Below are 14249 nucleotides of genomic sequence, written 5' to 3' on the forward strand. Positions count from 1 at the left end.
ACGCGAGATCTGCCAACACTCATCTCATCTACACGAAACGCCTATCTTGCTCAACTGAATTTTTGGAATTCGAGCGTTCGAGGATTGCCGGTCAAACCATGTTCATGTGAAGGCAAACGGCGTGCTCTGTCGCGCAGAAGTCTCGGCCGGCGATTCCATGCCGCGGGCTTTCCCGAGCGCGCGCCAAAATGCCGTGCGCAGGGCTTCGAAGTCGGTCATCGAGAGGCGATGGCTATCTTGGACAAACCCGTTGAACCAATTCTTCGGAGCACCCTTGCGCAGCGATTCCAAGATCGCTCGCGTTCCCATTTCTTTCTCGAGCTCTCCGAAAATGACGAACTTTTTACGGAACAATTGAGCCCCGCCATCCATCGCTCGAAAAATGTCCGATTCGTCCCGATACGCCTCGCCCACGAACATGCCCATCGCCCGCAGACCTCGGCCCCTTCCAGTCACATGAAAGAAAAATGGATCTCCTTTGGCATATCGTTCGAGCTCGGCTTGACGCCGCCTTCCAAAACTTTTCGTCGCCAAACAAATGGCATAATTTTTTGGTGTGACCACGAGCAAGTGCCGGCCTGCGGCCGTGCGCCCGCGATGTTCGCCGAGCCTGCGCGACACCGCCCACGCGAGCTTCTCCTCGGCAGGTTTGTCGGGCCATTTCTCGACCGCCGCTCGATGCGTCGCACGAAGAGCTTCGTATTCGTCGAGGAACGCTTCCGCCATCGGCAGCGATAGTTCGGACCAGAAAAACTCCTCGAAGAGGCGCATGGGCCGTTCGAGCTCCTGTTCAGTAGGGTCGCCTTCGATTCGCACGTTCACCGCGACGTCGTGTTTCAGTGCTTCGGCCGTCAAATTCGACGAGCCGACGTACACCACGCGCCCGTTGGGTTTGTCGACCACATAAAGGCACGGCTGAAATCCCGCACCCAACCACGTATGGTGAATTCGGCATCGAGCTCCCGGATGGCCATCGAAAAGTCGCAAAAGCGCGGTCTCCGTGCCGTAACCATCGGTGCCCGCGAGCAGCAAGAGCTCACCGCCACGCTTGACGAAGCCCAGCAAATCGATGACCGCGAGCACGCTCGATTCGGCACGGGACACCGCGATGCACACCCTTTGTGCTCCAACCAAATCATCGGACAACCGGCTGCCCATCTCACGGCCATGACGCAAAAGCTCGATCGTCGGCATACTCGTAACTCGTTCGAGGATAGCTGCACCGCCCTACGATTGTCGAGCAAATTCAGGCCGGAGCTGGCACGGGGACAAACATTCGCATGATGGCCTTGTACCCATTTGTAAGGCGATTTAACTTGTCACGCATGGCTCGCGCGGTCTCTCGCCGAATGCTGCTCTGCACGCTTGCGAGCGTGCTCGCAGGCGTTTCGCTCCCGCATGAGGCGCATGCAGAAAAACTTTCGGTTGACGAGGAAAAAAGGCTGGCTCGCGGTGAAGTCGTCAAGCGGACGTTCGAGGTCGATTTGCCGCGGGGCGATTACATTGGCGGCCTTGGGTACGTGATCATTGCCGCCCCACCGGCCGAAATCATCGACGTACTTCTCACCCCGTCGTCGTATCTGCACATCTTTGCGCTCACCCAAGAAGCTCGACTCGCAGCGCGTGAAGGTGACGACTTCATCATCACGTTGCGACAAGGCGGTAAAAAGATTTCCGGCGAATATTCGGTTCGTGCGCGGCGCGAAACACCGTCGCTCGTTCGATTTTGGCTTGATCCATCCCGTCCCCATGACATCGACGATTGCTGGGGTTTTTTCAGGCTCGATCCCCTGCCGGGCGGGAAAACTTTGCTCACCTACGGAGCCCTTCTGCACCTCGAATTCGGCATCATGAAGTTGCTTTTCCAGGAAAAAATTCGCGGCTACGCGCTCGAGACCCCTGCTCGCCTTCGCGCCTATGTCGAGAATCGTCGCACATCGCGCACATCCGAATGATCATTTGCTCGCGGTCGTGCTATGCTGCGCCTCGTGGACCCCCGAGACTCCCTGCGCATGTCGATCCTCGTCGCCCTTGGCCTCACCAGTTGTGCCGGTGCGTCACAACCATCGTCCTCTTCGAGCGAAGCGGGGCCCGTCGTCACCATAACGCCGGGTTCTTCTTCGGCTCCGGCAACGGATCCGCACGATTCCGGTGACCCCGGCATTCCGGTGATTTCTGCCAAGACGGGCTGGGTGACCGAATCGAACGGAAGCATTCATCGAGCGACCGTCGTATCATGCGATCCCACGATCGAATTGCCTGCGTGCAAAGGCACCGAAGGGCATCAGATGTGCAAAACGGACGCTGATTGCAAGGAACATCCTTTCGGCAAATGCGTGAGCGGAGTTGGTCAAATTGGCAATTATTGCGGCTGCCGGTATTCTTGTGCCAAGGATTCCGATTGCGGCGCCGGAGAAGCCTGCGTTTGCAAAGGACTCGGTCGCGTGGGCCAGGGACATTCGGTATGTGCACCGGCGTCCTGCTACGTCGATTCCGATTGCGAAAGCAAGCAGTGTGGTTTGTCCGTGTACCACAACGGTTGTTCCGCGCGCGCGTCGCTCGTTTGCCGCTCGAAGTCCGACACTTGCAAATCCGACAATGATTGCGCGGAGCGAGGAGGGCAATGTGTGGTTGCCCGCTCCGAATCGGATGCGAAATGGGAGTGTGCCGGGCGTTCTTGCGTCATTGGCAGACCGCTCGTGGTGGACGGATCCGCGCGAGCCGCTCGGCCAGCATTACGAAGCGATTGGCTGGCTCGGCTCGAGTTCGACGTGAATGCGGTAGACGCGGAGACTCGTAGTGCTGCGACGAACCATTATGCGGCGATGGCCGCCATGGAGCATGCGTCCGTGGCGAGCTTTGCGCGTTTTTCATTGCAACTACTCGCGCTTGGAGCTCCGGCCGAGCTCGTTCAGGATGCTCATCACGCAGCGCTCGACGAAATCGAACACGCTCGCACGAGTTATGCATTGGCGTCGCTGTTTGGCAAGGAAAACATGGGTCCGGACAAGCTTCCGGCCGCCATTGCGAACATCGATGTCGGCATCGACGCATTTGTCGCGGCGCTCGTGGCGGAAGGTTGTGTGGGTGAAACGCTCGGCGCAGCGGAAGGGCGCGAGGCTGCTGAGAGGGCCGCGTTGCCTGATCTCGCGGCGGCATTGTTTACCATTGCAGAGGATGAAGAACGTCACGCGACGCTCGCTTGGCGCACCCTGAAATGGGCCCTCGAAACGTTCGGCGAGCCCGCGCGTGCGGCGGCGACGAATGCGTTTGCAAGCGCGTGCGCCGTTTACGCAGCGGATGCGCCCGTTTTGCACCATGCCGAGGAGTTTGGTATTCTCTCCGGCAAGAGCTTGGGAACTTTGCGAAGGCAGGTGGTGTCTTCGGTCGTTGCGCCTTGCGCACGGGCGCTCGGTATATCGTTCGAGCTATTGGATGCCGCATGAAACGATTCGCGAGTTTTTCCGCTCTTGCACTGACGCTTCTGGCTGGTGGTTCCGCAGCGTGGGCTGAAAATCCCGCTGAAAAGGAGGCCGAAGCGTACATGCAGACGTGGGAAGAACGCGGACGCGAGGCGTGCAAAGACAACGAGCGAGGTTGTGCGGCCGCGGGACATGCGCTGGACAGGGCCGCGGCGGCTTATGTAAAGGCCGGGCGCCTCGACAAGGCAATGGCCATTCGACGCATGATCCTCGATCCGCAATGGCACCTTGATTACACCGATTATGGTCGAGCGGCCGCGTTTGCGCTGGCGCGCAATCATCATTTGTTGACGGACTATGCGGAGGCTGCGCAACTAATGGAAACGGCGGTGCGCAGGTTTGCCAAAAGCGAAGAAGCTCCGGAAGCGCTCATGGATGCATTCGTCATGCGATTGGCGCTCGGCGAGCCCGATCGCGCATTGGAAGATTATCGGTTGTTCTCAAAAAACTATGGCGCAAAGCGCCCGGCCGAGCTTGCCAAGTTCATCTTGGCGCTTGGAACGGACCATTGGGAAAAGGGCCGGTTCAAAGACGCCGTGACGCTGCTCGAAAAACAGATGTCGGTCGTCGATTCGCGCGGCACCATCGAAACGCGCGCGTTGACGCATGCGCTGCTCGGGCGCCTCCATGCACGAGGCGGTATGGTGGCCGAAGCGGATGCGGAATTCAAGGTTGTGCTGGCGGTGTGGCAGCGCCCTGAAAACGCGATAAAGCAGCTCGATGCGCTCGGCGGGACGGAAGACGAACGACTGCGGCGGCTTGGGAAGGTGCTGACGGCGGTTGGCGAAGCCATGTTTTACTTTGCTGAAAAAGAGCGAGCCGAAGCGGATGCGATACGTTTTCCGGAATATGCGGGACCTGGCAACAAAGACAGCGTCGTCAAATTCATATCGACGCGCGTCTCCGAATGGATGAAAAAGAAACGTTTTGCGGTTGAAGCAGCGGAGCTCGAATATCAAAAAATTCTACAAATTCAACCAGCTCCGCCACCTCGCTGGGTGATTGCGTCTGCATCGCGCGTTGGACTCCTTTGGTCGACATTTGCGTCCGATTTTCGTCGTGCGCCGGTTCCGAAAGAGTGGCAATCGAACGCCCCGCTCCCCGGGACGACAGTTCCGGGCACGGAAATCAAGCGGATGTACCTCGACCAAATGTCGTCTGTATTGGAACCCGTCATGCAACGCGCCAAAGCCGCATCTCGCCTATGTGCCGATTATTCGATAAAATTTCAATATGCCGACGAGCATTCTCGATCGTGCGTGGCGTGGCTCGAAAAGAACGTGGGAGCACCGTGGATCGCGGTCACGGAATTCGCGCCGACGCCCAGGCATCACGCGCTGCCGATTTCGACGTCGCTCATTCTGCCGCAGCCGTGAATCACTGACACGCGAGCTGGCATTTCGATGCCGCGGACAAACACTGCGTTTGGCAGGCTTGCCAGCGATCGTATTCGGAGCTCGACGTCGGCTCGGCCCCGCAACCACGATTGCATTGACGTTTCGTTGCGGCGCATTTTTGCACGCAAGCATCCGATGGGACGGCTTTGTCAGGCGCAGGAGCAGGCGCGGGACGCGGTTGGGCGTCGCGGCCTGGATTGGTTTGTTGTGGCGATGGAAGAGCCGGTGCGGGCGCGTTCGGCTGGGCATCCGGTGGCTCGGCGGTCGCGTCCGACGGCTTGTCGATGCGCAACCCCGGCGGCGGAAATGCAATGCCTGCGCGCGTTCCGCATTGTGCATAGGCTGCGGAAAAAAGCGACACGTCGACGTTCGCGCCGGGTGGCAATTGCAGGTCGCAACCGCGCGCGAGGCTTTCGAGGCTTCGCTTCATGGCATCGGCGGCCATGCGAGCGGGACCCGTCGTGCGTAATGGGCGACCGGCGACGACTTCCGATGCCGCAGGTTCGGGATCCTTGCCGACGCGAACCGCCAAAAAGATGCCAATCGCAATGATCGTGAGGAGAACCATTGCTCCGGCGAGCATCGGCGCCAGTTTGCGTCCTTCGAGTCGGTTTGCAGATGTCGTTGACGAAGCAGCCGTGCCCGGCCATGCCGGCGCGAATGGATCCCGAATGACTGGTTCGGGACCTGCTGGTGGAGGTGCAGCGGGTTTCGGTGCAACTTCGGCGGGCGGAGGCACTTCCGCTTTGGGTGCAAATTCGGATGTGTTTGTCTCGGCCGGGTTTGTCTCGGCTGCTGCCGGGGCTGGTGCATTCGCGAGCGGTGCGGGCCACTCCATCAGCGGACGCGCTTCGGCAAGTTTGGCGACGAGCTGGTCGAGCGTTCCGAGCCGTTCGAAGTGGCGCACGACGTCCCGCGAGGCGTCTTGGATGCCGCGATCCCACGAGCCGATGCCGGTGGCGCCGAGGTCTTCTGCGAGGGATCGCAGGTCTTTGACGCTGAAACAGAGGGCAATGCAGCGCCGAAGCTCGTTGGGATCGTAGGTCGGTCGCGGAGCGGTCGGGTCGGACACGAGGGTGATGGTAGCGCATTTGCGCGAGGGGAGGGAAGGAGAAGTCATGGGATGAAATTCAGCTCCGAATCCGCTACCCTTCGGCCATGCCGTCCGACCAGTCACTAGAAGAGCTGCTTTCACGGGTCGATCGGGCCCTCAATGCCAAAAAAGGCGGCAAACTCCTTGCCGAGATTGCCTGGCCTCGCCGGGTCGAAGAAGAATTTTTTGATCGAGGCGAGGATCAACTGCCGAAGATCACGTATTCCGTCGACCGCGATGGGATCGAGGAGCGCATTTCGCGTCTCGCGGCCATAGAAAAAACGTTGGGCGGCGACGACGAACCCATCATGGCTTGGCTACGGTCGACGGTGAAATCGTACATCGATGGCAATCGGCTGATGCTGTCCGTGGGAACACGTCAATTTTACCAATTGTCGCGCGAAATCTACGGCGGCGCGCGATCATCTTTTTATGGATACCCGCTGCGCAACATCGACCTGGCCGATCATCTCTTTGCGCGGCTCAAGACCTACGGTTGGGACGTCGCCTCCGACCCGGAAACTCAGCCGATTTCAGCAAAAAAATTGCAAGAAAGATTGTCGGGACGAATCAAAGATCGCAAGCCATTCATGTCGGTCGACGTCGTGCTCGACGATGACATCACGGCAAAAGTCGTTGCGGGAATGAGCCGCGTGCGCATTCGCCCCGATGCAACGTTCGCCTTGTGGGAAGCCGAGGGGCTCTATCATCACGAAATCGAAACGCATGCGCTCACGGCGCACAATGGGGCCAAGCAACGCAATGCAACGTTTTTGCGATCGGGTGGTCCACGCGCGACGCGCACGCAAGAAGGGCTCGCGATGTTTGCCGAGCTCTACAATCGCGCGCTCTCGATTGACCGCATCGAACGATTGGCCTTGCGCGTAAAGCTCGTCGATATGGCCGAACAAGGCGCCAGTTTCCTCGATTTGTACCGCTATCTTTTGGAACGAGGTGCGTCGAAACGAGACGCCTATTTCGATGCTCAGCGCATTTGCCGCGGTGGGCTCGTTCAAGGAGGTGCGCCGTTTACCAAGGACGCGTGTTATTTGGCGGGCCTGCTCGAAGTGTATACATTTTTGGCAGCCGTGACGCGCGGCGGTTTTCGTGACGAGCTCGAGCTGCTCGTTTGCGGCCGCATTCACCTGGACGATATCGCGGCGCTGGCGCAATTGCGGGTCATGGGGCTTTTGGAGAGGCCCACGTTTTTGCCCGGATGGCTCGAACATTGGCGAACGCTTTTGCCATATTTTGCGTTCACTTCGTTTTTGGCGGGCATCGACATGGCGCCAGTCGAAGCGCATTATCGCGAGCTGATACGTGTTGCCGAATCCGTCAAGCCGCCTTCACGGTGATTCGACGACGGAAAATACGTAGACCGAGCCCGATTCGGTGCCTTTGTCGTCGTCGCCGTAGGCTCCAACGACGGCGAGGTCGCCATCGAGCGCCGCGGCGCAACCGAATTTATGACCGGCAATGCCATCGGGTGGAGCGTGTTTCGCTTGCTCGACCCATACGCCGTTCTTTTGGGCATACGCATAGGCGGACCCGGAAAAATCACCGCGGTCGTCGTCCCAATACGCGCCAATCGTTGCCAGATCATCCCAAATGGACACCGACGAACCGAATGCATCTCCCGCGGTTCCATCGCTTGGCAAAAGCTTCACGTCTTGCGACCATTCGCTCCCATTGCGAATGAATACGTACGCCGCACCGGAGTCCGCACCCGCAGCGTCGCTTCCGATGGCTCCAACGAGCGCCGTATCTCCGGACAATGCGACCGAATAACCGAATGTATCGCCATTCGCGCCATCGGTTGCCGAAAGCGTTGCTTGCGGTGTCCAACTCATGCCATCGGTTGCGAATACGAATGCTATGCCATTACCTTTGCCCGAACCATCGTCCCATGCACCTACGAGCGCCGTCGAATTCGATAGGGCCACCGCCGCACCGAAATACCCGGCGGCGCCTCCGGGCATGGGCACGAGCTTGGCTTGTTCGGTCCACGAGCCTCCCGCGCGTTTGAAAGCATATGCGGCGCCCGCATCCATCGCGACGTCATCGTCGGCAGGCGTCCCGACGAGCGCCACGTCTCCCGCGAGCGCCACGGCAAAACCGAATTGATCGTCCGCAGCGCCTGCGCTCGGGACCAGTTTCGCTTCGTGTTGCCAATCTTCGCCATTTCGCAAAAATACATGCGCGGCGCCCGTTGCGACGCCGTTTTCTACAGCATTGGCCGCTCCAACGATGACCGTATCGTCCGATATGGCAACGGCAATGCCGAACCAATCTCCTTCTTGACCATCGGGTGCCACCAATTTTGCTTGCTGAGACCACGAGCCATCGTCGGCGCGCACGAAAACATAGGCCGAACCCGAATCCATTCCCAGATCGTCGTCGAAAACCGCTCCCACGACGGCCGTATCACCCGAAATGGCGACCGAAGCACCGAACGAATCTTGGGCTGCACCGTCGTTCGCAACGATTTTCAGCTCGCGAGCCGCCGGCACAGGCGTTGGTTCTTCCCCACAACCGGCGAGCGCCGAAAGCGCGATGAATCCAAGACCAAGGCAAAACGATCGTCCGATGCACGTCATGAGGGGCCGTTCCTTCGTAGATGCCTCGGACGATAACACAGAGCGTGCACCGCATCACTGGATTTCGCTGCTTCCTGGGATTCAATTCGTCTACGACGACCGTCACGCCGCGACTTCGACGTAGTCGACTCGGCTCACGGGTTCGGGCGGTTCAATACCGTCCTCACGCATGCCCTCGATGTGAAATTCGATCGCTTCGCGAATTTCACGCTCCACTTCTTCGATGGTCGCACCCGTGGCAATGCAGCCTGGAAGGTCGGGAACGTACGCGGAAAAGTTGTTGCCGGCTTTCTCGATGACGATTGCGTATCGCATGGTTACGGTCACGCCGCTTCCACTTTCACCACCAGCTTCAAACCAGCCTCATCGACAAGCTTCTGCAATGCAAGACGGACGAATTGCTTTTCGCTATATCCGAGCGTCTTGGCCAATTGCGCCGCTCGCGTCAAACTCACCGCCTTGCGCCCCTTTTCGATATCGCACAAGTGCGAGCGCGACATCCCGAGCTGTCTGGCAAACTCCGCTTGTGTCAGTCCTTCCCCAGCTCGAATGGCTTCCACGAGGCTTCCAAACGTGAGCGGACGACCGGCAAGATCTTCCAGAAACCGAGTCGCGGATGATTTGCCAGTTTTACGCCTAGTAGTCATGTTTGTTCACCTCCTCGACGCTGACAAAATCAATCATGCCATTTGCGCGAATTTCGTAAATGGCGCGGTATGCTTTGCTGAGACGAATCGACCGCTGCCCTTTGCGTTGTCCGCGGAGTGGCTCGTCGTGGAATCCGGGGATCTTGCGGACTTCCTCGAGACCATCGTGCTCGACGGCTTCCACCCACGCCGCAAGCTTGAGTGCCACGTGGTCCGGGACCTTTCGGAGCTGCTTTTGCGCAAGCTTCGAGATGACGACCAGCCGAATCACCCCAGCACTGTACTCCGAACAGGTGAACACGACAAGCAAGGGTCATACGTCCATCGTTGACGCGATCGAATAAAACCATCCAAACCCCTCCCCACGTTTTACCTTCCAAACCCTCCCGCGAGCTTCCCCTCCGCCCCGTCCCCCGCGTGAGCTGGCCACCGTGCGGCTCGAGGTTCATCTGGGCGCACGCGAGATTTCTTCTCCAAACCGATCGGCTCACTTTGCACCTGGGCGAACAACGCTATAACCTGCGCTCCCACGAAGGAGTTTTGCCAACAAGGCGCGATGGATACCGACAACGCCGAAACTCTTGCGCCACGCGAGCCCTCCTGCCCACTCGTCGGCCGAGAACGTGAGCTCGACGTGCTCGCCGATGCTCTCCGCGCTACGTCCGATCGCAACGAAACGCGCATCGTCACCCTCGTTGGTCCCGCAGGCATCGGGAAAACCCGGCTCATTACAGAGTTCGTCGATGCGCTTGCTCGAGACCCAACCAAACCGCGCGTTTTCTCGGGAAGCGCTCGCAACGCCGCCGTCTCGTTCTCCCTCTTCGCACGCCTCTTCCGTTCCCGCTTCAACCTCGAACGCGGCATGGATCCAGACCTGTGCCGCGCCGCGCTGAAACGCGAAGTCGCAGCCGTCCTCGAACCGCACCGCGTCAGCGATGCCGTGACGTTCCTGGGACAACTCTTGGGTTTGCCCGAGGACGAGAGTCCTCTCACGCGCGCCATGAGCGACGATCCGCACGAAGTGGAGCTTGCGCGGCGCGCCGTGTTGAAGTCGTTTTTCGAAGCCGATGCGCACAAGAGCCCGCTCGTGCTCGTCTTCGAAGACCTGCACGAAGCGCATGAAGACGCGATGTCCTTGCTTCGGTACTTGCTCGAGTACCTCACGGGACAAATCCTCGTTTTGTGCAGCGGTCGCGATGGTCTCGTCGATTGGCACGAAGACTGGGGACGAGTTGGCGAACGCAGACACACGGTGCTGGAGCTCGGGACGCTAGGTGATCGAGATGCGCAGCGCGTGGCTCAGTCGATGATCGCGCGTTACGCGGGAAGTGCGGAAGCTCCGGCGGCGGTCGTGTCGACGGCGTGTGCATTTGCGCGCGGGAATCCGGGGCTCATCGCGCAGATGATCGACATCTACAAAGCGGAAGGTGTCATCGAAGAAGTCGCTGGGCTGGACGGCACGACGGAGTTTGTCCTGCACGCCGACAAGCTCGACAAAGCGCACCTGCCTGCGACGGTCGAAGACGCGATCGCAGCGCGCATCGCGTCGCTCGACGATGAAGAACGCACGGTGCTCGAACATGCGGCATCAATGGGTGGAACGTTCTGGAGCGGAGCGCTCGTCGCGCTTGCACGCATGGGCATGGAAGCGCCCGACTTGTGGGTGGACGAAGTGTCGGAGGATGTCGCGAGGATCGAGCGGCTCCTCGGTGGTTTGTCCAAGTACGCGTGGATCGAACGACGCGCGGGGACGATCTTTCCAGGCTCGGTCGAGTACGCATGGATGCGCAGCGAGGAGCGGGATGCGATCACTGCGGGCATCACGTCGGAGATGCGCATGCGGTACAACGGCGTCATCGCCGACTGGATGGAGCATCAGCCAGGCGTGCGTACGAACGAGGAGCGCATCGCGGCGCTTGCGCGTCATCGCGAGCAAGCTGGTGAAGCGATTCAAGCGGGTCTCGCGTACCTCGAAGCGGCGCGTGTTGCGCGGCGCAGGTACGCCAACGGTCGAGCATGCGAGTACTACCAGCGCGGCCTCGAGCTGCTTGGGGACACGCACGATGGTGCGCGCATCGATGCGCTTCACGCGTATGGCGACGTGCTTCAGTCGATGGGTTACGTCGACGATGCGATGGCTGCGTTTCGCGGGATGCTCACGCTTGCGTATCGCCTCGACATGAAGCCCAAGGGCGGAGCTGCGCACAATCGCATCGGGCGTCTGTTCCGCGAGATGGGTGTGCTCGACGAAGGCGAGCGACACTTGACGACGGCGCTTGCGCTCTTCGAGGCGTCGGGTGACGAGCGTGGCGTGGCATCGACCATCGACGACGTTGGGAAAATCGCGTGGCTCAAGGGCGAATACGTGCAGGCGCTGCAGATGTTTCGCGATGGGCTTGCGCGTCGCAGGAAGCTTGGAGACCGTCGCTCGATCGCGCTGTCGCTCAACAACCTGGGTCTCGCGCTGCAAGACTCCGGTCAGTTTCGCGATGCGCTCGATGCATTCGAGCAATCGTTGCAACTTCGTCGCGACGTGGGGGACCTCGTCGGAGTCGTTACGACGTTGAACAATCTCGGTACGATTGCGGAGGAACGCCGCAACTACCAAAAGGCGCTCACGCTGTTCGAAGAAGCGCTCGACGTTGCACAGCAGATTGGCGATCGAAACAAGATCGCGCTCGTGCTGACGAACATCGGCACGACGCACTACCGCAGCGGTGAGCCGGAAAAGGCCATCGGCGTGCTCATGCGTGCCGAGGGGCTGTGTGACGAGCTTGGTGATCGATTGAAGCTTGCCGAGACGCTCAGAGCGCTCGGGAAGGCGTACTTGATGCAGAGCGACCTCGACAAAGCACGCGAGTGCATTGGGCGCGCGGTCGACTTGTTCGCGTCGGTGCGCAGCAAGGTGCATCTCGCCGCAGCGCTCCGGACGCTTGGAGAAATCACGGCGGCCGGTGGTTGGGGCAGCGCGCACACGACGAGCGCGCGCGAGTACTTCGATCGAGCCGTGGCGATCTTCGAGCAAAGCGGCAACGAAGTGGAGCTCGCAAGAACGTTCAAGACGTACGCGCGGTTTCTCCAGCGAAACCCCGAGCTGGCCAAGGACGAGCAAGCGCAGCGGGAAGCGACGGCGATGGAGTCTCGCGCCGATCAGATCTTCGGTCGTCTCGAACGAACCAGTTCCAGCAAGTCCGAAACGCCGCCACCGCCCAACTGATTTCACGAGCCGTTTTCTGCGCGAGAGCGATCGTGATAGGTCCGGCGCATGTCGACGTCACCCACCACGCTTGCTCCGCGTCGCGTAAGCGAATCGATCACGACCATGACCGAGTACGTGCTGCCCACGCACGCAAACGCGCTTGGGACGGTGTTTGGTGGGCAAATTCTTGCGTGGATCGATCTGTGTGCAGCGATCTGTGCGCAGCGACATGCCGGGCGGCTCGCGGTGACGGCGGAGTTCGACGACGTGTCGTTTCAAGCGCCGATTGCGGTGGGGCAGGTCGTGCTCTTGCACGCGAAGATGACGGCCGCGTTTCGTACGTCCGTGGAGATCCTCGTCGACGTACAGGGCGAGGATGCGCAGAGTGGTCGACGGTGGCCTTGTGCTCGCGCGTTCGTGACGTTCGTCGCGATCGAGAACGTTGGTGGTCAAAGGAAACCAGCGCTCGTCCCGCCGCTCGTTACGGAGACGGAAGAGGAGCGCCTGCTTTGCGCCGAAGCGATGGAGCGGCGAACGCAGCGTTTGTCTCGGCGAAAGCGTTCAACTTAGGGTGAGTAACGGGGCTTGAACCCGCGACAACTGGAGCCACAATCCAGTGCTCTACCAACTGAGCTATACCCACCGTGACGTCACCCTTTCGGGTAGAACGGCGGGCGAAGCATACACGGATTGTGTCGATGTGCAACAGTCTCGCACATCAAACGCCATGCCAGTGAGCAGCAGCGGCCTTGCGCGCTCGAGTCAGCTCGTCTTCGTGCCGAAATGACATCGGAGCGTGCGACGGCGCGGGCGCATCGGCGGATGCCGTCGCCATCGATGCGAGCAGCACGGAGGCCAGCGAGCTCGACAAAGCCGTCAGGTCGTAGCCACCTTCGAGGAAAAACCCGATGCGTCCCTGGGCATGGCGGAGCGCGATCTGCGTTACAGCGGTCGCCATGATCGCGTACCCCTCGTCGGTCACGCACATCTCGGCGAGCGGATCACGCCTGTGCGCGTCGAAGCCGGCCGAGATCAGCACCAGTTCCGGGGCAAACTCGTCGAGCACCGGCGTGACGACGCGGCGAAACGCTTCGGTGTAGACGGCGTCGCCCGCGCCTGCGGAGAGCGGCACGTTCACCGAGTGCCCTGGAGCATCTGCGCCACCGGTCTCCTGCAGCGAACCCGTGCCCGGGTAGAACGGAAATTGATGCAGCGACATGTAGAGCACGCGCGGATCCGACCAGAAGATGTCTTGCGTGCCGTTGCCGTGGTGAACGTCCCAATCGATGATCGCCACGCGTGAAAGCCCTTTCGTCAGGGCGTGCGCCGCGGCGACGGCGACGTTGTTGAAGAGGCAAAACCCCATGCCGCGGCTTCGCGTCGCGTGATGCCCAGGTGGTCGCAACAGGGCCAGTCCCGCCACGGGATGGCGCGCTGCGCCATCGGCTGCGTTCGAGTTGCTTGCGAGCAGCGCGTCGACCAGGTCGATCGACGCACCCGCCGCGCGTCGAGCAGCCGCGACGGAGTGCGGCGCCAAGTACGTATCGGGATCGAGCGATGCGTAGTGACCGGCAAGCGGAGCGAGCGACTCGATGTAGGCGATGTCGTGGACGCGTGCGAGCTGTTCGTCCGTTGCATCGCGGCTCGTGATGAGCTTGGTTTGCAGCCCTTCGGAGGCGCAACGATCGAGCGCGCTGCGTGCGGCATTGAGGCGCTCGGGGCGCTCGGGGTGGTAGCCCCGCGGGCGGTGCTCGTCGAAGAGCTTGTCGTCGACGACGAGGAGCGGCGGGGCGCTATTCGTTACGCTCATGTGTTTTGCGTGGCCATGTAGATG

13 protein-coding genes and 1 tRNA gene are annotated in these 14249 nt (G+C 60.5%); 6 read left to right on the forward strand and 8 right to left on the reverse strand.

Features of this window, described 5'->3' with window-relative positions:
* Positions 1-102: 102 nt before the first annotated feature.
* Complete coding sequence (locus tag IPM54_34195; protein ID MBK9264822.1) at positions 103-1194, reverse strand: hypothetical protein; 1092 nt, start codon at positions 1192-1194, stop codon at positions 103-105.
* Positions 1195-1325: 131 nt separating this feature from the next.
* Between IPM54_34195 and IPM54_34200 the strand changes: the two genes are divergently transcribed.
* From IPM54_34200 to IPM54_34210, 3 genes are read left to right on the forward strand one after another with little or no spacing between them, the layout of a single operon-like run.
* Positions 1326-1955 carry an SRPBCC family protein gene (locus IPM54_34200; GenBank protein ID MBK9264823.1) on the forward strand — a complete coding sequence of 210 codons (630 nt, stop codon included), beginning with the start codon at positions 1326-1328 and terminating at the stop codon, positions 1953-1955.
* A 33-nt stretch (positions 1956-1988) separates the two neighbouring features.
* Positions 1989-3446 (forward strand): ferritin-like domain-containing protein, encoded by a 1458-nt coding sequence (locus IPM54_34205; protein MBK9264824.1) that lies wholly within the window; start codon positions 1989-1991, stop codon positions 3444-3446.
* Positions 3443-4858, forward strand: a complete 1416-nt coding sequence (locus IPM54_34210) for a hypothetical protein (protein MBK9264825.1) — start codon at positions 3443-3445, stop codon at positions 4856-4858. Before IPM54_34205 ends, IPM54_34210 begins: the two co-directional genes overlap by 4 nt.
* Position 4859: 1 nt before the next feature.
* On the opposite strand, the gene IPM54_34215 is transcribed toward IPM54_34210, so the two are convergent.
* Entirely contained in the window at positions 4860-5951 is a 1092-nt protein-coding gene (locus tag IPM54_34215; protein MBK9264826.1) for a hypothetical protein, read from the reverse strand.
* An 86-nt stretch (positions 5952-6037) separates the two neighbouring features.
* Here IPM54_34215 and IPM54_34220 point away from each other — a divergent pair, with 86 nt between their 5' ends.
* Positions 6038-7327, forward strand: coding sequence for a DUF1704 domain-containing protein (locus tag IPM54_34220; GenBank protein ID MBK9264827.1), 1290 nt, complete (start codon positions 6038-6040; stop codon positions 7325-7327).
* Here the strand turns inward: IPM54_34220 and IPM54_34225 are convergent.
* The 4 genes from IPM54_34225 to IPM54_34240 all read right to left on the reverse strand — a co-directional run bounded on the left by IPM54_34225 (position 7319) and on the right by IPM54_34240 (position 9487).
* Positions 7319-8569 (reverse strand): FG-GAP repeat protein, encoded by a 1251-nt coding sequence (locus IPM54_34225; GenBank protein ID MBK9264828.1) that lies wholly within the window; start codon positions 8567-8569, stop codon positions 7319-7321. The genes IPM54_34220 and IPM54_34225 overlap by 9 nt on opposite strands.
* Before the next feature lie 102 nt (positions 8570-8671).
* Positions 8672-8884, reverse strand: coding sequence for a type II toxin-antitoxin system HicB family antitoxin (locus IPM54_34230; GenBank protein ID MBK9264829.1), 213 nt, complete (start codon positions 8882-8884; stop codon positions 8672-8674).
* An 8-nt stretch (positions 8885-8892) separates the two neighbouring features.
* A complete protein-coding gene (locus tag IPM54_34235) occupies positions 8893-9216 on the reverse strand; it encodes a helix-turn-helix transcriptional regulator (GenBank protein ID MBK9264830.1) in 324 nt (107 codons plus the stop codon).
* On the reverse strand, positions 9206-9487 hold the full coding sequence (locus IPM54_34240) for a type II toxin-antitoxin system mRNA interferase toxin, RelE/StbE family (GenBank protein MBK9264831.1): 282 nt from the start codon (positions 9485-9487) through the stop codon (positions 9206-9208). Before IPM54_34240 ends, IPM54_34235 begins: the two co-directional genes overlap by 11 nt.
* A 285-nt stretch (positions 9488-9772) precedes the next feature.
* On the opposite strand from IPM54_34240, the gene IPM54_34245 reads away from it, so the two are divergent.
* Positions 9773-12433 (forward strand): tetratricopeptide repeat protein, encoded by a 2661-nt coding sequence (locus IPM54_34245; GenBank protein MBK9264832.1) that lies wholly within the window; start codon positions 9773-9775, stop codon positions 12431-12433.
* A 48-nt stretch (positions 12434-12481) separates the two neighbouring features.
* Positions 12482-12985 carry an acyl-CoA thioesterase gene (locus IPM54_34250; GenBank protein MBK9264833.1) on the forward strand — a complete coding sequence of 168 codons (504 nt, stop codon included), beginning with the start codon at positions 12482-12484 and terminating at the stop codon, positions 12983-12985.
* On the opposite strand, the gene IPM54_34255 is transcribed toward IPM54_34250, so the two are convergent.
* A tRNA-His gene (locus IPM54_34255) sits at positions 12986-13058 on the reverse strand. It lies immediately after the preceding gene.
* Positions 13059-13133: 75 nt separating this feature from the next.
* Positions 13134-14225, reverse strand: coding sequence for a histone deacetylase (locus IPM54_34260; GenBank protein MBK9264834.1), 1092 nt, complete (start codon positions 14223-14225; stop codon positions 13134-13136).
* Positions 14226-14249: the final 24 nt, after the last annotated feature.

The sequence above is a fragment of the Polyangiaceae bacterium genome, assembly GCA_016715885.1.
Taxonomy (GTDB): domain Bacteria; phylum Myxococcota_A; class Polyangia; order Polyangiales; family Polyangiaceae; genus Polyangium.

What these genes read in the sequence shown, in the direction of transcription:
- IPM54_34195 (MBK9264822.1), bottom strand. Translation starts at nt 1,194, where the DNA reads ATGCCGACGATCGAGCTTTTGCGTCATGGCCGTGAGATGGGCAGCCGG.
- IPM54_34200 (MBK9264823.1), top strand. Translation starts at nt 1,326, where the DNA reads ATGGCTCGCGCGGTCTCTCGCCGAATGCTGCTCTGCACGCTTGCGAGC.
- IPM54_34210 (MBK9264825.1), top strand. Translation starts at nt 3,443, where the DNA reads ATGAAACGATTCGCGAGTTTTTCCGCTCTTGCACTGACGCTTCTGGCT.
- IPM54_34220 (MBK9264827.1), top strand. Translation starts at nt 6,038, where the DNA reads ATGCCGTCCGACCAGTCACTAGAAGAGCTGCTTTCACGGGTCGATCGG.
- IPM54_34225 (MBK9264828.1), bottom strand. Translation starts at nt 8,569, where the DNA reads ATGACGTGCATCGGACGATCGTTTTGCCTTGGTCTTGGATTCATCGCG.
- IPM54_34230 (MBK9264829.1), bottom strand. Translation starts at nt 8,884, where the DNA reads ATGCGATACGCAATCGTCATCGAGAAAGCCGGCAACAACTTTTCCGCG.
- IPM54_34235 (MBK9264830.1), bottom strand. Translation starts at nt 9,216, where the DNA reads ATGACTACTAGGCGTAAAACTGGCAAATCATCCGCGACTCGGTTTCTG.
- IPM54_34245 (MBK9264832.1), top strand. Translation starts at nt 9,773, where the DNA reads ATGGATACCGACAACGCCGAAACTCTTGCGCCACGCGAGCCCTCCTGC.
- IPM54_34250 (MBK9264833.1), top strand. Translation starts at nt 12,482, where the DNA reads ATGTCGACGTCACCCACCACGCTTGCTCCGCGTCGCGTAAGCGAATCG.
- IPM54_34260 (MBK9264834.1), bottom strand. Translation starts at nt 14,225, where the DNA reads ATGAGCGTAACGAATAGCGCCCCGCCGCTCCTCGTCGTCGACGACAAG.